The following is a 19,379-nucleotide window of genomic DNA, read 5'->3' as shown; positions in this document are numbered from 1 at the left end:
ATCACCGCCGGCGGGAAGCCGCCGGGTCTGGCCCGCGTTGCGGGCCAGACCCAATAAGCCTGCGTTGCAGTCTTATTGACGCTCCCTCCGCTTCGCTCCAGGAGCGGAAAAGCCGCACCGGCGGGGAGGGGTGGAGGGGGTCGGTACGAGCGACGGGCATGACACACAGTCAGAAGCAACAACCCGTCAGATATGAGCACCGTACCGGACGCCGGACCCGCATCTCTAGTATGCTTCAAAAATAAGCCGTAGACCTCAACTGGTGGGAACACACCCCACCGATCACATCCACGACGCGTCAGCAGAACGACACCATGATCCCGTCACCCGGTGACAGCGGCCATGGCCCCAAAGGAGCGGAACCGTGTCGAAGACTCTCCGTCCCCATCAGCGCGAGGCCGTCGACGCGGTGCTGCGCGCCCTCGAACTGCCCGCCCACTCGACCGTACCCGAGCGCGGGCTGCGGACGCAGGTGGTCATGGCGACCGGCTCGGGCAAGACCCTCGTCGCCGTGCGCAGCGCGGAGGAGTTGAAGGCGGGGCGGGTGCTGGTGCTGGTGCCCTCGCTGGACCTGCTCACGCAGACCCAGGCCGAGTGGCATGAGGGAGGTCGCAAGGGGCTGATGATCGGGGTGTCGTCGCTGCGCGGGGATCAGGCGGTCTTCCCGAACACCACTGCGGTTGAGGAGCTGGTCGACTGGGTGCGGCCGTTCGACAAGGTGACGGTGTTCGCCACGTACGCCTCGCTCGGACTCGGCACGCTGGAGCGGGCGCACGCGGCCGGCCTTCCGGGCTGGGACCTCATCGTCGTGGACGAGGCGCACCGGACGTCGGGGCGGATCGGCAAGCCGTGGGCGGTCGTCCACGACAACACCCGCATCCCCGCCCTGCGGCGGCTGTATATGACGGCCACGCCGCGGCTGTGGCAGCTGGACGACGACCAGGAACCGGGCGTGCCTGGGGAGTTGGTGGCGTCGATGGAGGACGATCCGGAGGGTCCGTTCGGGGCGCGCTGCTACACGCTGACGTTGTCCGAGGCGATCAGTTGGGGGATCTGTGCGCCGTATCAGGTGGTGTGCGTGGACATCACCGATACCCAGCTCCAGGCTGCCCAGCTCCTGGGCGGGGATGCCCGGTCGGATGAGGTGCGCGGGGCCCGGCTCGCCGCGTTGCAGACGGCTCTGGTGAAGGCGTCGGCGGAGGAGGACTTCCGCCGGACGCTGGTCTTCCACCACCTGGTCAAGGAGGCCGAGGCCTTCGCGGCCGGCCTGCCCGGCGTCGCCGCCCGCTTGCACGCGGACGACCCGCAGCTGTACCCGCACAGGATCTGGGCGGACTGGCTGTGCGGCGACCATCCTGCGATCCACCGGCGTCGTGTGCTGGCCGAGTTCGCCGGCGGCGCGGACGCGGCCAGGTGCTTTTTGGGGTCGGCGAAGGTCCTGGGTGAGGGCGTCGACATCCAGAACTGTGACAGCGTGTACTTCGCCGACGTGCGCGGGTCCATGCCCGACCTGGTCCAGGCCGTCGGCCGGGCGCTGCGGATCCAGCCGGGCGCGGGGAAGGTGGCCTCGCTGGTGGTGCCGATCCTGCTCGGGCCCGGCGAAACCGCGGACAACATGCTCACCAGCAAGGCCTACGGCGGTCTGGCCAAGCTCCTGGAGGCCCTCAGGGCGCACGACACCCGCGTCGTGGAGGCATTGGCCGTGCCACAGGCGCCCAGCCGCTCCAAGGGCGTCCAGAGCCGCAAGGGGGGCCGGGACGGCGAGGGCGCTGAGGGAGCCGAGGGCGAGGACGGCGTCCTTGTCTCGGTGCCGGCACGGGCGCTGCTGAAATTCAGCACCCCGCGCGACCCCGCCGCCCTCGCCGCGTTCATCAGCCTGCGCGTCCTCAGCCCCGAGAAGGAGCACTGGCGGCGCGGTGTGGAGGCGGCCGTCATCTACACCCGGCGCCACGGCAGCCTGAAGATCCCGTTCACGTACCGCGTCCCCGACCACCGGGAGCAGGAGACCGAGGGCCAGGGCGAAGAGCAGAGCGAGGGTGTGCGGGAGAGGTGGCCGGCCTCGCTCGCGGGCTTCCCGCTCGGGCAGTGGATCGCCGACGCCCGCCGGCTCTACGCCCGCGGTCGTCTCGACGCCGGACGCATCCGGCAGCTGGAGACGCTGGGCATGGTCTGGTCGCACCGTGACGTGGCCTGGGAAGAAGGACTCACCGCGGCCCGCGGGTGGGCCAAGGAGAACGGGCACCTCCTGGCACCGCTCGACGCCGTCTGGCGGGGTCACAAGGTCGGCATCTGGCTGAAGAACGCGCGATCCGACGCCCGCGCCGGGACGCTGTCGCAGGAACGGTGCGAACAGTTGGAGGACATCGACCCCGCCTGGTGCCCCGTCTGGCCGGTGGAGTGGCAGCGTGCCTTCCACCTCACCCGCCAGCACCTGGAGGCCGGCGGCACGCTGCCCACCGCGCCGCGCGAGGTCGTGCGCCAGGGCGAGGACCTCGGGCGGTGGGTACGCCAGCAGCAACTCGGCTTCGACACGCTCACCGCCGTGCAGCAATGGATGTGCGAACACGTCCTCGCCATCGAACCCGCAGCCGAGGAGGAAAAGCCCCCTCCGCGCCGTGCGCACTCCGACCGGTGGGCGATGAACTACACCGCCGCCCGCCAGTACTACGAACGAGAAGGACACCTCCAGGTACCCCGGGGACACATCGAGACGATCGTGGCCGGCCACGACGGCGGAGACCAGGAGGAACGAGACCTCAAGCTCGGATCGTGGATCAGCAACCAACGCTCACGGGCCGCCACCCTCTCCCCCGAACGCCGCGAACAGCTCACAGCGATCGGCATGCACTGGACNGACGGATTCAATCGGTCGTCGCAACGCTGGCTGGTGGGACCGATCGTAGCTGCTTGGTGAACACTTCAGCCGGGGTTCGCCACCCGAGGGTTTTCCGGGGCCGGTTGTTGATGACCGCTGCGACGGCCTGGAGCTCTTCGCTGTTCCAGCGGGACAAGTCGGTGCCCTTGGGGAAGTACTGACGCAGTAGGCCGTTGGTGTTCTCGTTGGTCCCGCGTTGCCAGGGGCTGTGGGGGTCGGCGAAGTAGACAGGGATGCCGGTCTCGACCGTGAAGGCGGTGTGCGCGGACAACTCCTTGCCGCGGTCCCAGGTGAGAGACCGCCGGAGTTGCTCAGGCAGTGTGGTCATCGTCCTGGCCAGGGCGTTCTTCATCGTGATGGCGCCGTATCCGGCCAGAGCGGGTCCGTTCTTCGTGCGCGGGACCACACCGTAGCCCTCCTCGCGCGGCAGGTGGACCAACATGGTGAACCTGGTGGTGCGCTCGACGAGCGTCCCGATCGCCGAGCGTTTCAGCCCGATGATGAGGTCGCCCTCCCAGTGCCCGGGAACGGCGCGGTCCTCGGCCTCGGCGGGACGCTGGCTGAGGAGGACCTTGTCGGTGACGTGGGCCCACGCCTTCTGCCGGCTGCGTGCCCGGGGAACACGCAGCGCCCGTCCGGTACGCAGGCAGGCCACCAGCTCGCGTTTCAGCGCGCCACGCCCCTCGACGTAGAGCGCCTGGTAGATCGCCTCGTGACTGATACGCATGTCCTCATCGTCGGGGAACTCGACCGGCAGGCGTCGCGCGATCTGCTCCGGGCTCCATGCTGTCACCCAGCCTCGGTCACCGCGGTGCGGCTTGTTGCGCCCCTTCCAGGCCGGGCCCTTCGGACCCACACGGTTGCCTCCGGCGTCGGTGACCTCCCCCGACAGCCGGGCCTGGACGTAGGCTTGCAGCCTCGGATTGTCCACGAGCTTGGCTGTCTTCGGGCGCCGGGCCCGGCGTTCAGCGTGCCACTGCGCAGTCGAGGCCCGGTAGTCCAGCTTGTAGGTCCGGGTAGAGGCATTGCGCCGCAGCTCACGGGAGACCGTCGACGGCGCCCGTCCGAGCCTGCGGGCGATCTCCCGGACGCCCGCGCCCTGGGCATGCCAGACGGCGATGTCCTCCCGTTCGGGAAACGACAGGTAGCGCCCGGACACCTCATCAGGAAGACACGGATTCACGCCGCCAGCGTGCCGGAACCATCGGAATCCCACCGGCCCGGACACCCCGGCAGCACTGCACGCATCCTCGGTCTTGGCACCCCGAGCGATCGCCGTCCAGAACCTGACCCTGTCCTCACGCCAGGCCACCGACGGCCTGCCCGGCGACGGCATCAACCCCCGATACGCACGAACCTGCTTGTGCCGCTCCACAGAGCCCATCGCTCCACCTCCCGATCAAGGTGTTGCGACGATCAGTTGAATCCGTCNACCTGCTTGTGCCGCTCCACAGAGCCCATCGCTCCACCTCCCGATCAAGGTGTTGCGACGATCAGTTGAATCCGTCCACGAACCACCGCCCCCTGATGGTGCGTCAGTCAAATAGACTCGAAACCCACGCGCTGACCAGCACAAATGGAGAAACGCGACTGGAGTACTAGGTGGTGTCTTCAAATGATCTTGAGTAGTGGATCATGGTTGGGTGATACGTCGCCATGAACTGTCCGATGCCGAGTGGGAGTTCGTTCGGCCGCTGCTGCCCGCGTCCTTGCGGGGACGCAAGAGGTTGGACGACCGAAGGGTCCTCAACGGGATCGTGTGGAAGTTCCGCACCGGGACGGCTTGGCGGGATGTGCCCGAGCGGTACGGGCCGTGGGCCACGTTGCATACCCGCTTCCGCCGGTGGGCGGCGGACGGCACCTTCGAGCGGATGCTCAAGGCCGCCCAGGCGCAGGCGGACGCAGTGGGGGATGTCGACTGGCTGGTGTCGGTCGACTCCACCATCGTCCGCGCCCACCAGCACGCCGCCGGGGCCCGAAAAGGGGGCTTCGCAGCCCCGGTCTCGGACGCTCCCGAGGCGGCCTGACCAGCAAAATTCATTTCGCCTGCGACGCCTTCGGCCGCCCGCTCGCGTTCACCGTGACGGGCGGCAACACCAACGACTGCACCCAGTTCACCGCCGTGATGGAAGCGATACGGGTGCCCCGCATCGGCCCGGGACGACCCCGTGTGCGGCCCGCCCATGTCCTGGGTGACAAGGGCTACAGCTCCAAAGCCATCCGCACCTGGCTGCGACGGCGCGGCATCGGCCACACCATCCCCGAGCGGACCGACCAGGTCCGCAACCGGCTCCGGCGCGGCAGCCGAGGCGGGCGCCCGCCAGCCTTCGACAAGCAGCTCTACAAGCGTCGCAACGTCGTCGAACGGTGCTTCAACCGCCTGAAGCAATGGCGCGGCATCGCGACCCGGTACGACAAGACCGCCGAGTCCTACCAAGCGGCCGTCACCCTCGCATCGCTCCTGATGTGGGCGTGACATTTGACGACAACTCCTAGCCACCGCCGCTGTGTCGGCGGCCCTGCACAGCGCCGACGCCCGCCGGACAGGCCCTCAGTGCGTGAGGCGACACCGGGAGAATGAGGTGTTCAGATCCTTCGCGAAACGGCTCGCCCGGCCGTGGCTGACATGCGCTCTGTCAGCGCTGGCGGTCGGCTGATGAGGTGGCCAGTTCGGCGAGCTGGGTGGAGCCCGGCAGGCCGGTGAGTTCGGCGCGTGCTTGTTCGGCGGAGGCGGACGCCATCCGGGCCGCCTCGCGGAGAGCGCCGGTGCGCGTCAGCACGGCGAGGACGTTCCGGTGTGCGGTGACGGGATCGGTGCCGCCGCCGAATACGGCGGTCAGGCGGTTGCGGTCGCCTTCGTCGGCGGCTTCGTAGGCGAGCAGGACGGGCAGGGTGGGTTGGAGGTTGGCGACGTCGCTGGTGGCTGTCTTGCCGGTGACATGGTCCTCGGCGGTGTAGGGGAGCAGGTCGTCACGGATCTGGAAGGCCATGCCGAGCTGTTCTCCGTACCGGCGCAGAGCCTGGTGCTGCTGCGGGGTTGCTCCGGCCAGGATCGCCCCGGCCTGGCAGGCGGCGCCGGTCAGCGCGGCGGTCTTGGCTTGCAAGATGTTCAGGACGGTCGGCACTCCGCAGGTCAGGTCGCCGCGGATTTCCGTTTCGCGCATGATGCCCTGGCACATGCGTCGCAGGGCGTCGACGGTGACGCGTGTTGCTTCAAGCACGCGCTCGGCGGGGCCGGAGCTGAGCAGTGCCGCGATTCCGGCCATCGACAGTCCGTCGCCTGCTACCAGTGCTTCGGCGAGGCCGTACTGCTCGGCGGTGGAGGCCCGCCCGCGGCGTACCGGGTCCTGGTCGATGATGTCGTCGTGGACGAGGCTGGCGACGTGCAGGCATTCGATGCCGGCCGCGAAGGCCAGCACCTGCTCGGCGGTGCCGCCGACGGCTTTGGCCGACTCCATGCACAGCACGGGGCGCAGTAGCTTGCCCGGGGGGAACAGGGCGTCCAGGCAGGCCAGCTCCAGCAGGCTGTCGCCGCTGCCCACCCAGCGCAGCAACTCGGCTTCCATCAGAGCGATCTCTGGGCTCACAGCGATGGTCATCGCGCGTCCTTCCACGGGTTCAGCAGGGAATCGCGGTGCGCATCAGAGGGCGCCACACGTTGAGGAGTGTGCCCAGAGGTGGCCGGGCCGATCGGTGTAGTACATCCGGGCCTGCGGCCAGCACCCGGGTGATGAGCAGCGCGGCGTGCTCGCTCAGCGTGCGGGCGAACAGGCTTAGGGGGCTGTGGTCCAGTTCAACCGTCAGGGCGGGGAACCGGTCAGTGACGCGCGCGGCCTCGAACGCGATGAGGCCGGCCATAGCCGGTGTCCACTGTTTGGCCTTGAGGTCCGCAGGAGCCACTTCAAACCGGTCGAGATCTTCCAGCGGCAGGTAGAGACGCCCGTCATCAAGGTCTTCTGACAGGTCACACAGCACGTCGGTTACCTGGCTGAGCACGGCGAACTCGCGTATCAGTGGCTCCACTTCCACACATTCGGTGGCTGTCATCGTCCGAAACAGGCTGGCCCAGCCACCGGCGTTCAACTGCTCAGCCCACTGGCGCAATTCCTCGAAGGTGGCGAAGTCACGGAAGCTGACGTCGCGCTGCATCGCGGTGAACATGTCCTGGATCTGCGACAGCGGCATGCCAAGGGTCTGGTAGGCGTGCACGAGGGCATGCAGGACAGGGTCGGGCGATCCACCGGCGGCGAAGGCCGCACCGGTGGCCTCCGCGAAGGCGGCGAGTCGACGCTGACGGTCCTCGACCGGGCCGCTATCCGCGTAAGTGTCAGCGCGAGACGCGTGTGCGCCAATTGCCATCATGTGAGGCCGAGCCGCTGCGGGAACGCCGCGCGACATCAGCCAGCGTATGATCCCTCCGTCGAGATTGGCCAGCTCGCGCGCGCACACCGTGTAGCAGCGCCGAAGGACGGGATCAGTGATACCCGCCGCGTCCAGCCATCGCCTTACCAGCATCTGTGAACCCTTTCTGCTCAACCGGCTCCCTTCCGGGGCCAGGACTCCGCCCTGCGATAAGGGCGCGGCGCGCCCCTCGTAAGGCACTTGTAAGCCGTTGCGCCGGGGTGTTGCTCAGCGGTGTGTCGACGTGGCCCGGGCCGGGCGCGCAGGTTGTCGGCGCCTGGGTGACCACGGCGGACCGAAGGGTGGTCTTGCGGCCAGGGCGTTCTTGGTGCGGCGGTGAAAGGCGAGCAGGCCCAGGAGCGCGGCGCCGGCGAACCACAGGATCTGGACGGCCAGATCGCCGGGCAGGAGTGTGCGCGTGAAGCCCGCAGCGGTAGCGGCCTGCATGGTGCCGTAAGTGGGCAGGAATCGCACGGCCGCACTACCCGTGCCGCCGCTGGCCAGGGGGCTTTGCAAGCCGACATCGACGAGGCTGGTCATGACCAGGGCGAACATGCCCTCCACCTCCCGGCGCAGCAGGGAGCCGAAGACGACGCCGAGCGCCCCGTAGGTCATCGCTCCGCAGAACAGGGCCGCGGCGAGTTGCACGGGCTGCCGCGGGCTCCAGGCAGTGCAGATCACTGCGGTGGCGTAGGCGGCGATGGTGCCGGAGGCCAGGGTCAAAGAGGTGGTCTTGGCCAGGACGAGATGGATGCGGGGGTAGCCGGCCATGGCCAGACGGCGGTCGAAGCGTCCACCGTTGAACGTGATCGCGAACATCATGAACCCGGTGATCAGGGTGACGGCGTTGATGGCACCGGTGATCTGCGTGATCTGGTTGCCGGCCGGTGCCAGCAGCCGGCCCGTCGCGCGCAGTCTGAAGGTCACGGTCCTGCTGGGGATGACGGCGTAAGCCAGGCTGATCCAGAAGGGGATGAACAGGGCGACCAAAACCATGGCGAGCCTGTTACGGGCGTGCTCGACCAGGTCGAAACGGCACGCTGTGACGAACAGATGCAGGTGTCGCCTCACGCCGGCACCGCCGTTGCGGGGTGAAGGACGCCGCCCTGGAGCCGCCACAACTCGTCCAGGCGCTCGGCGTCATAGGCCAGGTGCGAGACGACAAGGACGGTGCGGCCCGCATCACGTAGCCGTGCCGCCAAGTCCCAGAAGCGCTGGTAGGTGTCCCAGTCGAATCCCTGGTAGGGCTCGTCCAGCAGCAGCACCTGCGGGTCATGCATCAGCGCCAGGGTCAGATTCAGCTTCTGACGGGTACCGCCACTGAGCAGGCCGGCACGCTCATCGGCGTACTCCGCCAACCGCAGCGCCTCCATGACCTCCTCGGCGTGCCGCAAATCCGGCAGCCCTCGCGCGACGCGGAAAAACTCCAGATGCTGCCGCACGGTGAGGGCATCGTTGATCACCACATCCTGCGGGCAGTAGCCGAAACTGCCCTCGTGACGGACGCTGCCACGCTGCGGGCGCAGCTCACCCGACAAGATCTTCAACAGCGTGGACTTGCCCGCACCGTTTTCCCCGACGACCCCGGCCAGCACACCAGGCCGCAGATCAAGCTCTAACCCCCGCAGAACCTCACGACGACCGTACGCATGACGCACGTCCCTGACCTCCACCACACCCCCCGGGCCCGCAGACCGTGCCGCACACTCGCTGCTGACGTCTCGCAGTCATGGCAAGGCTAGGCATCACATATGGTCAAATGTGCAGCCGAAGCGGCTAGTTGACCCGTGCGAGTGAAGGCCGCGCCGTAAACGCGGCCGCGAGCTGAGCCGAGACGTTGGCCGGTGCAACTTCGGAGGGTGAGGGCGGCAGCCGGGTGCGCGGCATCGGGTGCACTCAGTGGCCGGCCTCCCGGCCGCGGTGCGGTCCGGGCTCCTGCGGGCGGTGCGCCTGCTGGTCGTCCTGGCGCACCGGGTGTCCTGCGTCGGCATCGTCCTGTTCGGCGTAGCGGTCCTTGCGGGCGCGGGAGTCATCGGCCGCCTTGGTGAACGCGTCCTGGAGACGGCGCAGCCGCTCGGCCGTGAGATCGAGGGCTTCCACGTCCGTGCGGGACTTCCTCAAGGCCCGCAGCGCCGTCATGTCGACCGCCTCCTGTCGGCCGGCCTCCGGCTCCTGGTCGCCGTGCTCCGGATCGGCGGCCGGGGACGCGAGCAGTTGCTCGGGCATCGCCGCCTGCTGGTGCGCGACGACGTCGTACGCCCGGCCCCGCACGCCGGCGTCGATGGTGGTGCGCAGCTTCTCCCGCACCACCGCGCCGGCGGGGACAGCCCGGTCGTGGCTCAGCGGGAGGCGGGGTATCTCCCACTCCCCCGCTGTCTGGTCCGGGGTCCGGGGCGCAGCCGGCGCTGGAATCGGCCGGGGGCTGCCGGTCCGGGTCGGACGCGGGGGCTGGTGGGCGACGCCGGGCAGGAAGGTCGGACAGCGCCCACCGTGCGGTGTAGAGGCGGTAGCCGGACTCCAGACCACGCGCGGTCTTCGGCTCGCTGATGTCCAGGCAGTGGGTGGAGATAGCGGCGGCCACGATCTGGTCGTCCAGGCCGGCATCGCGGCGTCGGCCGCGCAGAACAAGGGCGAGATGGCGGCGGGCTTCGGCGAGCAGGTGCCGGCGGTGGAACCGGCCGCCGTCGTTCATCACGAACACCGTCGCGGCGACGTCGACGGCCGCCAGGGCGACGTCGACCACGGCGGCGACCCGGGACCGGATCGCCGCAGCCGCGGCACGGGCTATTCGAGGAGGGAGGTGATGACGTCAACGGCCACCCCGGAGGCGCGGATCGCGCTCTCCTTCCACCACGCGCACAGCTGCGCGAGCGGCCGGGCCTTCTGCTTCGGCGGGCGCGTCTTGCGGCAGCGATCTGGTTCAGCTTGGCGCGGGCCCGCTCGGAGACCACGGGCAGGAACTTCGGCTCGCCGTCGTCGTCGACGGCGGTGACGTACTCATGCTCCAGCTCTGCCAGGCAGGCGACGATCTGGTCGCTGCGCCGGGAGGTCCAGCGGACCGCGGGCTGCACCGCAAGTGAAGCACCAGGCGAGGAGAGTGTGTTGCTGCTGATCGGCGACGACTGGGCCGAGGACCACCACGATGTCGAGGTCCAGGACGCAACCGGCCGCAGGCTGGCGGTCGCGAAACTACCCGAGGGCGTGGACGGCATCGCCAAGGTCCACGAACTCGTCGCGAAGCACGGCGGCGACGAGCTCGGTCCCGGCGAGGTGATCGTCGGGATCGAGGCTGACCGCGGCCCGTGGGTGCAGGTCCTGCTCGCCTCCGGTTACCAGGTGTACGCGATCAACCCGCGGCAGGCCGCGCGGTTCAAGGAGCGGTACGGCACCTCCGGCGCCAAGAGCGACAAAGGGGACGCCCACGCGCTCGCGGACATGGTCCGCATCGACCGCGACCAGCTGCGGCCCGTCGCTGGGGACAGCGAACAGGCCCAGGCCGTCAAGGTCGTCGCCCGCGCCCGCCAGACCCTCATCCGGGAACGCACCCGCACCTTCCAGCGGCTGCGCAACGCGCTGCGCGAGTACTTCCCCGCTGCCCTGGACGCCTACGCCGACCTGGAACTGACCAGCTCGGACGCGCTGGAACTGCTGATCAAAGCACCCACCCCCGCCGCGGCAGCGAAGCTGACCCGTCCCCAGATCACCGCCGTCCTGGCCCGGCACCGCCGGCACAACCGGAGCGCGAAGGCCGCCACGATACAGACCACGCTGCGCGAGCAGCACCTTGGTTTGCCCGAGCCGGTCACCGCCGCCTACGCGGCCACCGCCACCGCCCACGCGAAGCTGCTGATCGCCCTGAACGAGCAGATAGCCGAGCTGGAAGCGCAGGTGAAGGTGCATTTTCTCGCGCACCCGGACGCTGAGATCTACCTCTCGATGCCCGGCATCGGGGTGGTCACCGGTGCCCGGGTGCTCGCCGAGTTTGGGGACGACCCCGCCCGCTACGCGTCCGCGAAGGCCCGCAAGAACTACGCCGGCACCAGCCCCATCACCCGGGCCTCCGGCAAGAGCCACACAATCCAGGCCCGCTACGTGCGCAACAACCGGCTCGCCGACGCCCTCCAGCGCCAGGCGTTCTCCGCCCTGCGGGCCTCACCCGGTGCCCGCCGCTACTACGACAAGCAGCGCGCCCGCGAGGCCGGCTACAACCCCGCCCTCCGGCAGGTCGGCAACCGCCTCGTCGGCATCCTCCACGGCTGCCTCAAGACCCGCACCTTCTACGACGAAGCGACCGCCTGGTCTCACCACGCCCACCTCCATGCCGCTTGACACCAATCGACATGGGGTGTCTGACCAGTAGTGACGGGACGACCCTGAGAAGGGCTCACCGCGGCGCGCGGGTGGGCCGCCGAGAACGGGCACCTCCTGGCGCCGCAGGACGCCGTCTACCGGGGCCACAAGGTCGGCATCTGGCTGAAGAACCAGCGCGCCGCGGCTTCAAGGACGCTTCCTGAACCCCGCCCGCACCACAAGGAACGCGGACGAGGGGCCGACCACCGGGGCCGCCCCTCGTCCCCGTACCGGCCCCGGAGAGCAGCCGCTCGGGCAACGAGGAGCCCCCATGCGCGACTTCGTCCCCCGCGGCAGTGACGTCACCGGCTGCGTGTCACCGCACCGGGCCACGGACCGGCGCTGATCCTGCTGCGCGGTTGTTGACCGGACCGGCGCAGGCTGCTGCCCCTGGCTCATCGGCTCGCCGGCGGCTTCACCGTCGTCCTGGCCGACGTCCGCGGCAACGGCCAGGCGATGTGCACCAACTCCGACCACGACGCCTGGACCCGGTACACCGACGACATCCATGCCGCAGTCGTCATCGGGATGGAAGACATCGAGTGGTCTGCCACAGCGGCGAAGCCCGCTCGCACCAGCGGGACGAGGCCGCGAGACATGGACCCCGGCGGTATGCATGCCCCCCGGAGGACACTCCCGCGCCCCGGACGCCGACGAGTTGTGAGGACCGTGCGGTGTCGCTGCCGGGGTGGCGCGGTGGCCGGGACGGGAACGGTATGGGAACGGTACGGGAACCGGGGCGTGGACCGTGGTGGGCAGTCTGGGCCAGGTCTCTGTGTCCAGGCCCGCCGTCATGGCGATACGACCCGGCGCCGTCCGCCGCGCCCACGACCCGCAGAGGAGCGTCAACATGCCTGTGATCACCGTTGATTGGTGGCAGGGGAACGACCGGGAACGCCGGGCGGACCTCGTGTCCGAGCTGGCCGCCACCGCCTCCCGGGTGACCGGGTGTCCGATCGACGACGTGACCGTCATCGTGCGGGACTGCGAGCCCGGCCATGCCTCCGGGCTGCGCGACGGCCGCTCCAGAACCGCGTGCCCCGATGCGAACGGCTTCGGTGAGATGGGCCTGGGGCAGGGCAGTCCCTGCTGAGATGTGCCGCGGTACCGGTCTTCGGCGCCGATCGGCGTGCGCCCGGGGATCCGAGCGGTAACGAGCCCGGACTCGTTCGGGAACGGCTGACGGCAGGTTGATGCCTGTCGCAGTCATTCGAACGAGGGGGCACCCGATGAGCATCACTTGGTACCGGACGGCCGGGGTTCTGTCGGCGGTCGCGATTGCGGCGGCCGGGGGATTCGGGGCGCAGGCGGGGTGGGGTCACCTGGCGACCGACGGCCGCACCGCGGCGTACCGGGTGCTCGGTTCCGGGGAGGGACCGGCGAGCGTGGTGACGGTTCCGAGCTCGGGCGAGGGACCGGCCGTCACGAGCTGAGCCGGCCGGCCGTCACGAGCTGAGCCGGGCCGCCGACTCGTTCATCGCTTTGAGCAGCTCGGCCGCCTCGCTCCGGTGGGCCTCGGCGGCCGCGGTGTCTCCTTGTGCCGCCAGCACGTCGGCCAGGCCGCTCAGGGCTCGCGCGACCTCGATGCGGTAGCCCACGGCCGAGGCGATCCGGTGTGCGTCGGAGTGCAGCTGCCGCGCTTCGGCGTGGTCGCCGCTTTGGTGGCGGAGAGCCCCGAGGATGTTCCAGACGGCCGCCTGCCGGATCGGCGCGCAGGGCCCGCGGGTCAGCTTCAGTGCCTGTTCCTCGTACGCCGCCGTTTCCGCGTCGGCCGCCGCCTGCCCGGGGGCCCGCCGACCGTGCCGCACCCGGGCGGAGAGGGCGAGGACCAGGGCGCTGTCGCCCAGCGGCGCCGACTCGTCGCAGAGTCCCAGCGCCCGGTCCAGGCAGGTGCGCGCGTCGTCGTCCCTGCCGAGGCCGAGATAGGCGAGTGCCAGGTCGGTCAGCGCCACGATCTCGTTCTCCCGGGCGCCGATGTGCTGGTTGAGCTCGACGGAGCGCTGGGCCGTGGCGGCCGCTTCGGCGTGCCGGCCCATGTGCTCGAAGAGGGAGCTGAGGTTGGTCAGGGACTCGGCCTCGGCGCGCGGGGTGCCGAGCTGCCTCTTGAGGGCTATGGACTGTTCGAGCTGGGGCAGCGCCTCGCCGAACCGGCCCAGGGTGGCCAGCAGCAGCCCGAGCATCCCGGTGCTCTTCGCCTCGCCCCGCTGGTCCCCTAACCGTACCGACAGCTCCAGGCTCTCCTGGGCGGTGGTCAGCCCTTCGGTGAACCGGCCCAGCTTCCAGTCGGCGACGGCCAGGTTGGACAGGCTCAGCGCCAGCAGGTATCGGTTGCCCAGCTCTCGGGAAGCGGCGACGGCGATGCCCGCGACCTCGCGGAACTCCTCGAAGCGTCCCCGGGTGTCGAGCTGGAAGACCACATTGCGGGAAAGCTCGGCGGAGTGCCGGTGCAGGTCGCGGCGCTGCGCGAGTCTGACGGCCGCCAGCAGGTTCTCCTCCTCGCGGTCCAGCCACTGCCGGACGCGGACGGGGTCGTGCAGCGCGGGCAGCACGACGGTGGCGCGGGGGGTGCCGTCCGGCTCCGGGGCGAAGGGGGCCCGCCCCGGGAACGCGACGTCGCAGGCCGCCTCGGTCGCCGCCACGTAGTAGTCCAACAGCCGCTCCACGGCGCGCTGGTCGACCTCGGCGGGGTCCTCGCCGGCCTGGCCTCTCAGCCATTTGGCGAAGCTGCGCACCAGGTCGTGGAAGACGTAGCGGCCGGTCTCGAACTGCTGCATGAGGTGCGTGTCCAGCAGGTGTTCGAGGACGTCTTCGGCCTCGGCGGGATCGGTGTCGAGCAGCGCGGCGGCGCTGTACGGGTCGAACTCCGCGCCGGGGTGGCTGTCGAGCAGTTGGAAGGCCGCCTGGTGCGCCGGGCTCAGGCCCTGGTAGGTCAGGTTCAGCGTGGCGGTGACACCGCGCGTCCCGGAGCGCAGTTCGTCCAGTCGGCGGGTCTCGTCGCCCAGCCGGTCCACCAGGTACTGCACGGTCCACCGCGGCCGGTTGCGCAGCCTGGCCGCCGCTATCCGCAGGGCGAGCGGCAAGTGGGCGCACAGCTCGACCAGTTCGCCGACCGCCTGGGGTTCGGCGGAGGTACGTTCCTCGCCGAGCGTCCGGGAGACCAGCGCCGTGCTGTCCTCGGGCGGCATGCCGCCGAGCGATATCCACTCGACACCGTCCAGGTCGACCAGCCGGGCCCGGCTGGTGATCAGCACGAGGACGTCGGCGGACGCCGGCAGCAGCGGCTGGATCTGGGCGCTGTCGATCGCGTTGTCCAGGAGCAGGAGCAGCCGGTACTGCGTCGCGGTGGTCCGCCACAGCGCGATACGGCCCGCCTCGTCGTCCGGGATCCGGTCGCCGGGTACGTCGAGCATGCGCAGCAGTCCCTCGGCGACGGCGCCCGGTGACAGGGGCGATTCGCCGGGCGTGTAGCCGCGCAGATCGAGGTAGAGGTGGGCGTCCGGGTACTGGCCGGCCAGCCGGTGGGCGACCCGGATGGCCAGGGAGGTCTTGCCGCTGCCGCCCATCCCGTCGATCGCCATGATGCGGGAGCCGGGCCAGCCGTCCGGCTCGTCCGGGTCGGCCAGCATCTGTTGCAGTTCCCGTTTGCGGCCGGTGAAGTCCGGCAGGTCGTACGGCAGTGTGCACCGGTGCGGATGGTTCGTCGGCGCCGCCGCCGGGAGGGGCGCGGGGGCCGCCGGGGCCGTCGGAACGGGCGGTGTGTGCCGCGCCGGGGCGGCCGTCCCGGCCTCGGCGGGCAGGGCTGTGCGCTTGCGGCGCGGTGGGGCGCCGAGTTCGGGACTGTTGCGCAGGATCCCCTCGTACAGCGCGGTCAGCCGCCCGTCCGGGTCCACCCCCAGCTGGTCGACGAGCACGTCGCGCATCCGGGTGTACTCCGCGAGGGCCTCCGACTGGCGCCCGGACCGGTACAGGGCCAGCATCAGCTGCCCGCACAGGGTCTCCTGGTACGGGTGCGCCGCGACCAGGTCCCGCAGGTCACCGACCAGCTCTCCGGTCTCGCCGAGTCCCAGCCGCAGTTCGAAGAACAGCTCCAGGGCCGCCAGCCGCCGGTCTTCCAGGGCCGCCGACGCCGTCGTGATCACCGATCCGCCGGCCCCGACCAGGACCGGCCCACGCCACAGCGCCAGCGCCTCGCGCAGCGTGTCGACCGCGCTCTCGGGGAGGTCGGCCGCGGCCTGGTCACGGGCCTGGCCCAACAGGTCGGAGAAGACGGCCAGGTCCGACTGGCCCGGTTCGAGCGCGATCCGGTAGCCCGGTCCCTCGGTGACGATCAGCTCCCGGCCGCCGGGGATGCGCCGCCGCAGTTCGGCGACGGCCTTGCGCACCTGGTGCGTGGCGGTGGCCGGTGGCTCCTCGTCCCAGACGGCATCGACCAGCCGACTGACCGGCAGTACGCGGTCCGGGGAGAGGAGCAGCAGGACCAGGACGCGTTCTTGCACCGTGCCGCCGGTCGGCAGCTGTTTCCCGTCGCTGGTCAGGCATTCGAGCGTGCCGAGGATGTTGAACCGGACCGACGGCTGTTCCGGCTTTGTCACGTTGCCCCTTCAGCCCGTCTACGGGATCCCCCGCCAATGTCCGCATGTCGACGTATGAGTTCATCACTTAACCACTGCGAAGGTTGTTTACACAGTGACTTCCCGGACACTCTCCTGGGCGCTCCTCGGTCGTCAGGTACCGGAAAGGGATCGGTTCGGGAGTCCGCCGCCGCAGTCTGAGGGCCACCACGGGGAGGGGCGCTCGCACCCCGCCCGGCACGTCCTCTCGACGGGAGCAGTGATGAAGTACCTGGTGGAACGGCGCCTGCGGGACGGGGCCGGCCTGCGCCGAACCCGGGCCCGGCACCGCTCGTACTGGCAGCGGATGGCCCGGCACCGGGTGCTGCTCTACATCGGAGTCTGGGCCGAGGGGCCGGGCGACACCCTGCTCGTGCAGGTCAAGGATCCCGCCGCGCTGCGCCAGGTCCTGAACGACGACCCGTATGCACAGGAGAGTCTCGTCGTCGGCATCCGAACGCGGCGGCTCGGCGACGACGTACTGGGCTGGGACACCGCCGGGTTGCCGGACCGGTCCGCCGCGGGGGCGGGTACCGGCACGGTCACCGCCCCCGATCCGGGACTCGTCGGCGGCCTGGGAACGGTCTCGGCGCTGCGGGACCGGGATGCGGCGCCGGCCGCCGGCCACGGGCCGCTCAGCGCCCACGAGTCCCGGATCACCCGCATGATGCTCGATGGCATGACCAACCAGCAGATGGCCGCCTGCCTCGGGGTCAGTTCGCGTGCGGTGGAACAGCACATCACCCGGATCTACCGCAAACTCGCCATCAGCCGCCGGGCCCAGCTCGCCGTCGCCCTGCACGACCGTCCGGCGGCCTAGTGGTACCGCCCCCTGAGCGCGCGGCGGGCCGGGCGCGGACGTCCGGTCTCGGTCAGGGGTGCACTACGCGGGGGATGAGGGCCTGTGTGCCGGTCGGTGGCGACGGCGCACTCCCCGCCGAACCCGGAAGGCCCTCACTCGTCCGAGGTCACCCGTGCGTGATCGCTGTCGTACGGCCTGATCCTCACAGCAGACCGCGCGTGGCTCCGCCGTCCACCGGCAGGACCGTCCCCGTGATCGAGCCGGCCGAGGCGGACGCCAGGAACGCGGCGGCGGCGGCCACCTCCTCCGGCTCCGCGAGCCGGCCGATCGGGATGTCAGTGCACAATCCCGCCTCCCCGCCGTCGAGTTGCCCGGCCCAGGCCCGGAGCGTCGGCGTACGCGTCATACCCGGGGCGATCACGTTCACCGTGACCGATCCTTCCCTCGCCGCCGAGAGTTCGTGCACCAGCGACTTGGCGTAGCCGACGACCGCCGGACGGACCGTGTTGGACAGCGCCAGCCCCGGGATCGGCTGCTTGGCCGCGAGCGAGGTCACGAACAGTACCCGGCCGTAGCCCGCCGCCCGCATGTGCGGCAGGGCCGCGCGGCTCAGGGTGACGGCGGACAGCAGGTTCAGCTCCAGCGCCGTCCGGTAGTCCGGTACGCCGAACCGGTCGGCGCCCCCTTCCGACGGGCTCCCCGCGTTGGCGACCACCACCTGCGGGCCGCCGAACCGGTCGGCCACCTCACCGACCCAGCTCTCGATCGCCGCGTGGTCGGTCACGTCCACGGCCGCGCCGTGCACGGGGCCGTCGGTCTCCTTCTCCAGCAGGGCCACCGCCTCCCGCAACCGGTCCGGGGAGCGCCCGCACACCGACACCACCGCTCCCTCCGCCGCCAGCCGGCGGGCGATGGCCAGCCCGATCCCGCTCGTCCCGGCCGCCACCATCGCGACCCGTCCCCTCAACCCGAGATCCACCGGGGCTTCCTCCCTGCCGTTCCGTCCACTGCCGTGCTCTTCCTGCGCGCCATCCGCTACTCCGCCGCCTCAGCCTCCTGGGACACCAGGGCCCGCTCCACCGCAGGCGCTGCCGTCCGGTGACGCGTCGCCGTCCACGTGGACCAGCCGATCGCCACCCCGCCCAGCACCAGCGGAAGCAGCAGGAACCAGCCGGAGAACGCCAGGACGACGGTCATCACCACGGCGGCCAGCACCGCGCCCCACCACACCGCGCTGCCCCGGGGCAGCAGCCGTACACCCGCCACCAGCCCGGCCACGGTGACCGCGATGAAGCAGGCCGAGGCCGCCAGCATCACATCGCCGAGCTGGGTTCCGGTGGTCAGCGCGAAGACGCACACCAGGGCGCTGAGCAGGAACAGCAGCGCCAGGCTGCGCCGGGGCACCTCTCCCGGAAGGTGGCCCTTGGACAGCGGTGCGGGCAGTACACCGTCCCGTGCCAGGGCCGCGCCCAGCCGGGAGGCCCCGGCCAGGTAGGAGTTCATGGTGCCGAAGGTGAGCAGCATGGCCATGACGGCGGTGACCCCGGAGGCGGCCGGGCCGGTGCCGCGCTGGAGCAGCAGCGTCAACGGCGCGTCGGTACGGGCGAGATCGGGGCCGAGCACCAGGACGCAGGTCAGCGCGAGGCCCAGGTACAGTACGGCGATCACCGCGAGGGTCGTCATGGTCACCCGACGCAGGTCCCGGGCGGGGTCACGGAACTCGCCGGACAGGTGGGTGACCGCCTCCCAGCCCGCGAAGGTGAAGAACAGCAGGCTGGCGGCCTGTCCGACGGCCCCCCAGCCGTGCGGTGCGAACGGGGTCAGGTGGGCGGTGTCGGAGTGCGGCAGGGCGGTGAGCACAGCGATCAGCAGCAGCACCGCCAGCACCCCGACCAGGATGAGCTGGAGGCGGCCGGAGATCCGCAGTCCGAACGTGTTGCTGGTGAACGCGGCCAGCAGCAGCACCGCAGCCACGGTCAGGGCCATGCTCTTCCCGCCGCCCAGGGTGTGCGCCACGTACTGGCCGCCGACGTAGGCGGTGGCCGGCGCGCCGGCGGGCAGCGCGAAGTAGAACCAGTAGCCGACCGCTCCGGAGGCGCGCGGTCCGAAGGCCTTGGCGACGAAGGTGGCCACGCCACCGCTGTCCGGATAGCGCGCGCCGAGTGCGGCGAAGCTGGTGGCGACCGGTACGCAGAACAGCAGCAGGGCCAGCCAGGCCAGCAGTGAGGCGGGACCGGCCACCTGGGCGGCCAGGGCGGGCAGCGCGAGGATGCCGGCGCCCAGGATGGCCCCTACATAGATCGCGGTACCCTGCCCCAGCCCGATCCGGTGGGTGCTCATG

At 70.6% G+C, this 19,379-nt stretch carries 15 protein-coding genes and 1 pseudogene; 7 read left to right on the top strand and 9 right to left on the bottom strand.

Annotation, left to right across the window (positions count from 1 at the left end):
* Window positions 1–364: 364 nt before the first annotated feature.
* The gene (locus LE548_RS41815) at window positions 365–2,914 is read left to right on the top strand and encodes a DEAD/DEAH box helicase (protein ID WP_225102288.1); all 2,550 of its coding nucleotides are present in this window, start codon (window positions 365–367) and stop codon (window positions 2,912–2,914) included.
* On the opposite strand, the gene LE548_RS41810 is transcribed toward LE548_RS41815, so the two are convergent.
* Complete coding sequence (locus LE548_RS41810; RefSeq protein ID WP_225102287.1) at window positions 2,862–4,259, bottom strand: IS30 family transposase; 1,398 nt, start codon at window positions 4,257–4,259, stop codon at window positions 2,862–2,864. The genes LE548_RS41815 and LE548_RS41810 overlap by 53 nt on opposite strands.
* Window positions 4,260–4,521: 262 nt before the next feature.
* On the opposite strand from LE548_RS41810, the gene LE548_RS41805 reads away from it, so the two are divergent.
* Window positions 4,522–5,351 (top strand): IS5 family transposase gene (locus tag LE548_RS41805; RefSeq protein ID WP_374116253.1). Its coding sequence is split into 2 segments (ribosomal slippage): window positions 4,522–4,858 and window positions 4,858–5,351, totalling 831 coding nucleotides; the frame shifts between segments, so codons are not numbered across the junction.
* A 160-nt stretch (window positions 5,352–5,511) separates the two neighbouring features.
* Here the strand turns inward: LE548_RS41805 and LE548_RS41800 are convergent.
* From LE548_RS41800 to LE548_RS41780, 5 genes are all read right to left on the bottom strand, one after another.
* A complete protein-coding gene (locus tag LE548_RS41800; RefSeq protein ID WP_225102286.1) occupies window positions 5,512–6,474 on the bottom strand; it encodes a polyprenyl synthetase family protein in 963 nt (320 codons plus the stop codon).
* A 19-nt stretch (window positions 6,475–6,493) separates the two neighbouring features.
* Window positions 6,494–7,390 (bottom strand): squalene/phytoene synthase family protein, encoded by an 897-nt coding sequence (locus LE548_RS41795; protein WP_225102285.1) that lies wholly within the window; start codon window positions 7,388–7,390, stop codon window positions 6,494–6,496.
* 114 nt (window positions 7,391–7,504) lie between these two features.
* The gene (locus tag LE548_RS41790; RefSeq protein WP_225102284.1) at window positions 7,505–8,347 is read right to left on the bottom strand and encodes an ABC transporter permease; all 843 of its coding nucleotides are present in this window, start codon (window positions 8,345–8,347) and stop codon (window positions 7,505–7,507) included.
* The gene (locus tag LE548_RS41785) at window positions 8,344–8,949 is read right to left on the bottom strand and encodes an ABC transporter ATP-binding protein (RefSeq protein WP_225102283.1); all 606 of its coding nucleotides are present in this window, start codon (window positions 8,947–8,949) and stop codon (window positions 8,344–8,346) included. The genes LE548_RS41790 and LE548_RS41785 overlap by 4 nt, the downstream gene beginning before the upstream one ends.
* 223 nt (window positions 8,950–9,172) lie before the next feature.
* Window positions 9,173–9,586: a hypothetical protein gene (locus LE548_RS41780; protein ID WP_225102282.1), complete on the bottom strand. Its 414-nt coding sequence runs from the start codon at window positions 9,584–9,586 to the stop codon at window positions 9,173–9,175.
* Between the two features lie 792 nt (window positions 9,587–10,378).
* Between LE548_RS41780 and LE548_RS41775 the strand changes: the two genes are divergently transcribed.
* The 4 genes and pseudogenes from LE548_RS41775 to LE548_RS41760 all read left to right on the top strand — a co-directional run bounded on the left by LE548_RS41775 (window position 10,379) and on the right by LE548_RS41760 (window position 13,059).
* Window positions 10,379–11,605 (top strand): IS110 family transposase, encoded by a 1,227-nt coding sequence (locus LE548_RS41775; protein WP_225102281.1) that lies wholly within the window; start codon window positions 10,379–10,381, stop codon window positions 11,603–11,605.
* 48 nt (window positions 11,606–11,653) lie between these two features.
* Window positions 11,654–11,779 (top strand): annotated as a pseudogene (locus LE548_RS46840) (helicase associated domain-containing protein); the annotation flags it as partial.
* 697 nt (window positions 11,780–12,476) lie between these two features.
* Window positions 12,477–12,719 carry a tautomerase family protein gene (locus LE548_RS41765; protein ID WP_225102280.1) on the top strand — a complete coding sequence of 81 codons (243 nt, stop codon included), beginning with the start codon at window positions 12,477–12,479 and terminating at the stop codon, window positions 12,717–12,719.
* Between the two features lie 136 nt (window positions 12,720–12,855).
* Window positions 12,856–13,059, top strand: a complete 204-nt coding sequence (locus LE548_RS41760; protein WP_225102279.1) for a hypothetical protein — start codon at window positions 12,856–12,858, stop codon at window positions 13,057–13,059.
* A gap of 12 nt (window positions 13,060–13,071) precedes the next feature.
* On the opposite strand, the gene LE548_RS41755 is transcribed toward LE548_RS41760, so the two are convergent.
* Window positions 13,072–16,218 (bottom strand): AfsR/SARP family transcriptional regulator, encoded by a 3,147-nt coding sequence (locus tag LE548_RS41755; RefSeq protein WP_225102278.1) that lies wholly within the window; start codon window positions 16,216–16,218, stop codon window positions 13,072–13,074.
* 241 nt (window positions 16,219–16,459) lie between these two features.
* Between LE548_RS41755 and LE548_RS41750 the strand changes: the two genes are divergently transcribed.
* Window positions 16,460–17,056, top strand: coding sequence for a helix-turn-helix transcriptional regulator (locus tag LE548_RS41750; protein ID WP_225102277.1), 597 nt, complete (start codon window positions 16,460–16,462; stop codon window positions 17,054–17,056).
* A 184-nt stretch (window positions 17,057–17,240) separates the two neighbouring features.
* Here LE548_RS41750 and LE548_RS41745 read toward each other — a convergent pair whose 3' ends face one another.
* Window positions 17,241–18,017, bottom strand: a complete 777-nt coding sequence (locus LE548_RS41745; protein ID WP_225102276.1) for an SDR family NAD(P)-dependent oxidoreductase — start codon at window positions 18,015–18,017, stop codon at window positions 17,241–17,243.
* Window positions 18,018–18,073: 56 nt separating this feature from the next.
* On the bottom strand, window positions 18,074–19,378 hold the full coding sequence (locus LE548_RS41740) for an APC family permease (protein WP_225102275.1): 1,305 nt from the start codon (window positions 19,376–19,378) through the stop codon (window positions 18,074–18,076).
* Window position 19,379: the final 1 nt, after the last annotated feature.

Source organism: Streptomyces sp. CoH27, assembly GCF_020181035.1.
GTDB lineage: Bacteria > Actinomycetota > Actinomycetes > Streptomycetales > Streptomycetaceae > Streptomyces > Streptomyces camelliae.
The sequence above is the reverse complement of the archived record's forward strand: the minus strand, read 5'-3'. Positions and strand labels throughout refer to the sequence as shown.

Bases quoted from the DNA above. Each gene is read 5' to 3' on its own strand.
- LE548_RS41795 (WP_225102285.1), bottom strand. From the start codon at position 7,390: ATGCTGGTAAGGCGATGGCTGGACGCGGCGGGTATCACTGATCCCGTC.
- LE548_RS41800 (WP_225102286.1), bottom strand. From the start codon at position 6,474: ATGACCATCGCTGTGAGCCCAGAGATCGCTCTGATGGAAGCCGAGTTG.
- LE548_RS41740 (WP_225102275.1), bottom strand. From the start codon at position 19,378: ATGAGCACCCACCGGATCGGGCTGGGGCAGGGTACCGCGATCTATGTA.
- LE548_RS41765 (WP_225102280.1), top strand. From the start codon at position 12,477: ATGCCTGTGATCACCGTTGATTGGTGGCAGGGGAACGACCGGGAACGC.
- LE548_RS41750 (WP_225102277.1), top strand. From the start codon at position 16,460: ATGAAGTACCTGGTGGAACGGCGCCTGCGGGACGGGGCCGGCCTGCGC.
- LE548_RS41810 (WP_225102287.1), bottom strand. From the start codon at position 4,259: ATGGGCTCTGTGGAGCGGCACAAGCAGGTTCGTGCGTATCGGGGGTTG.
- LE548_RS41760 (WP_225102279.1), top strand. From the start codon at position 12,856: ATGAGCATCACTTGGTACCGGACGGCCGGGGTTCTGTCGGCGGTCGCG.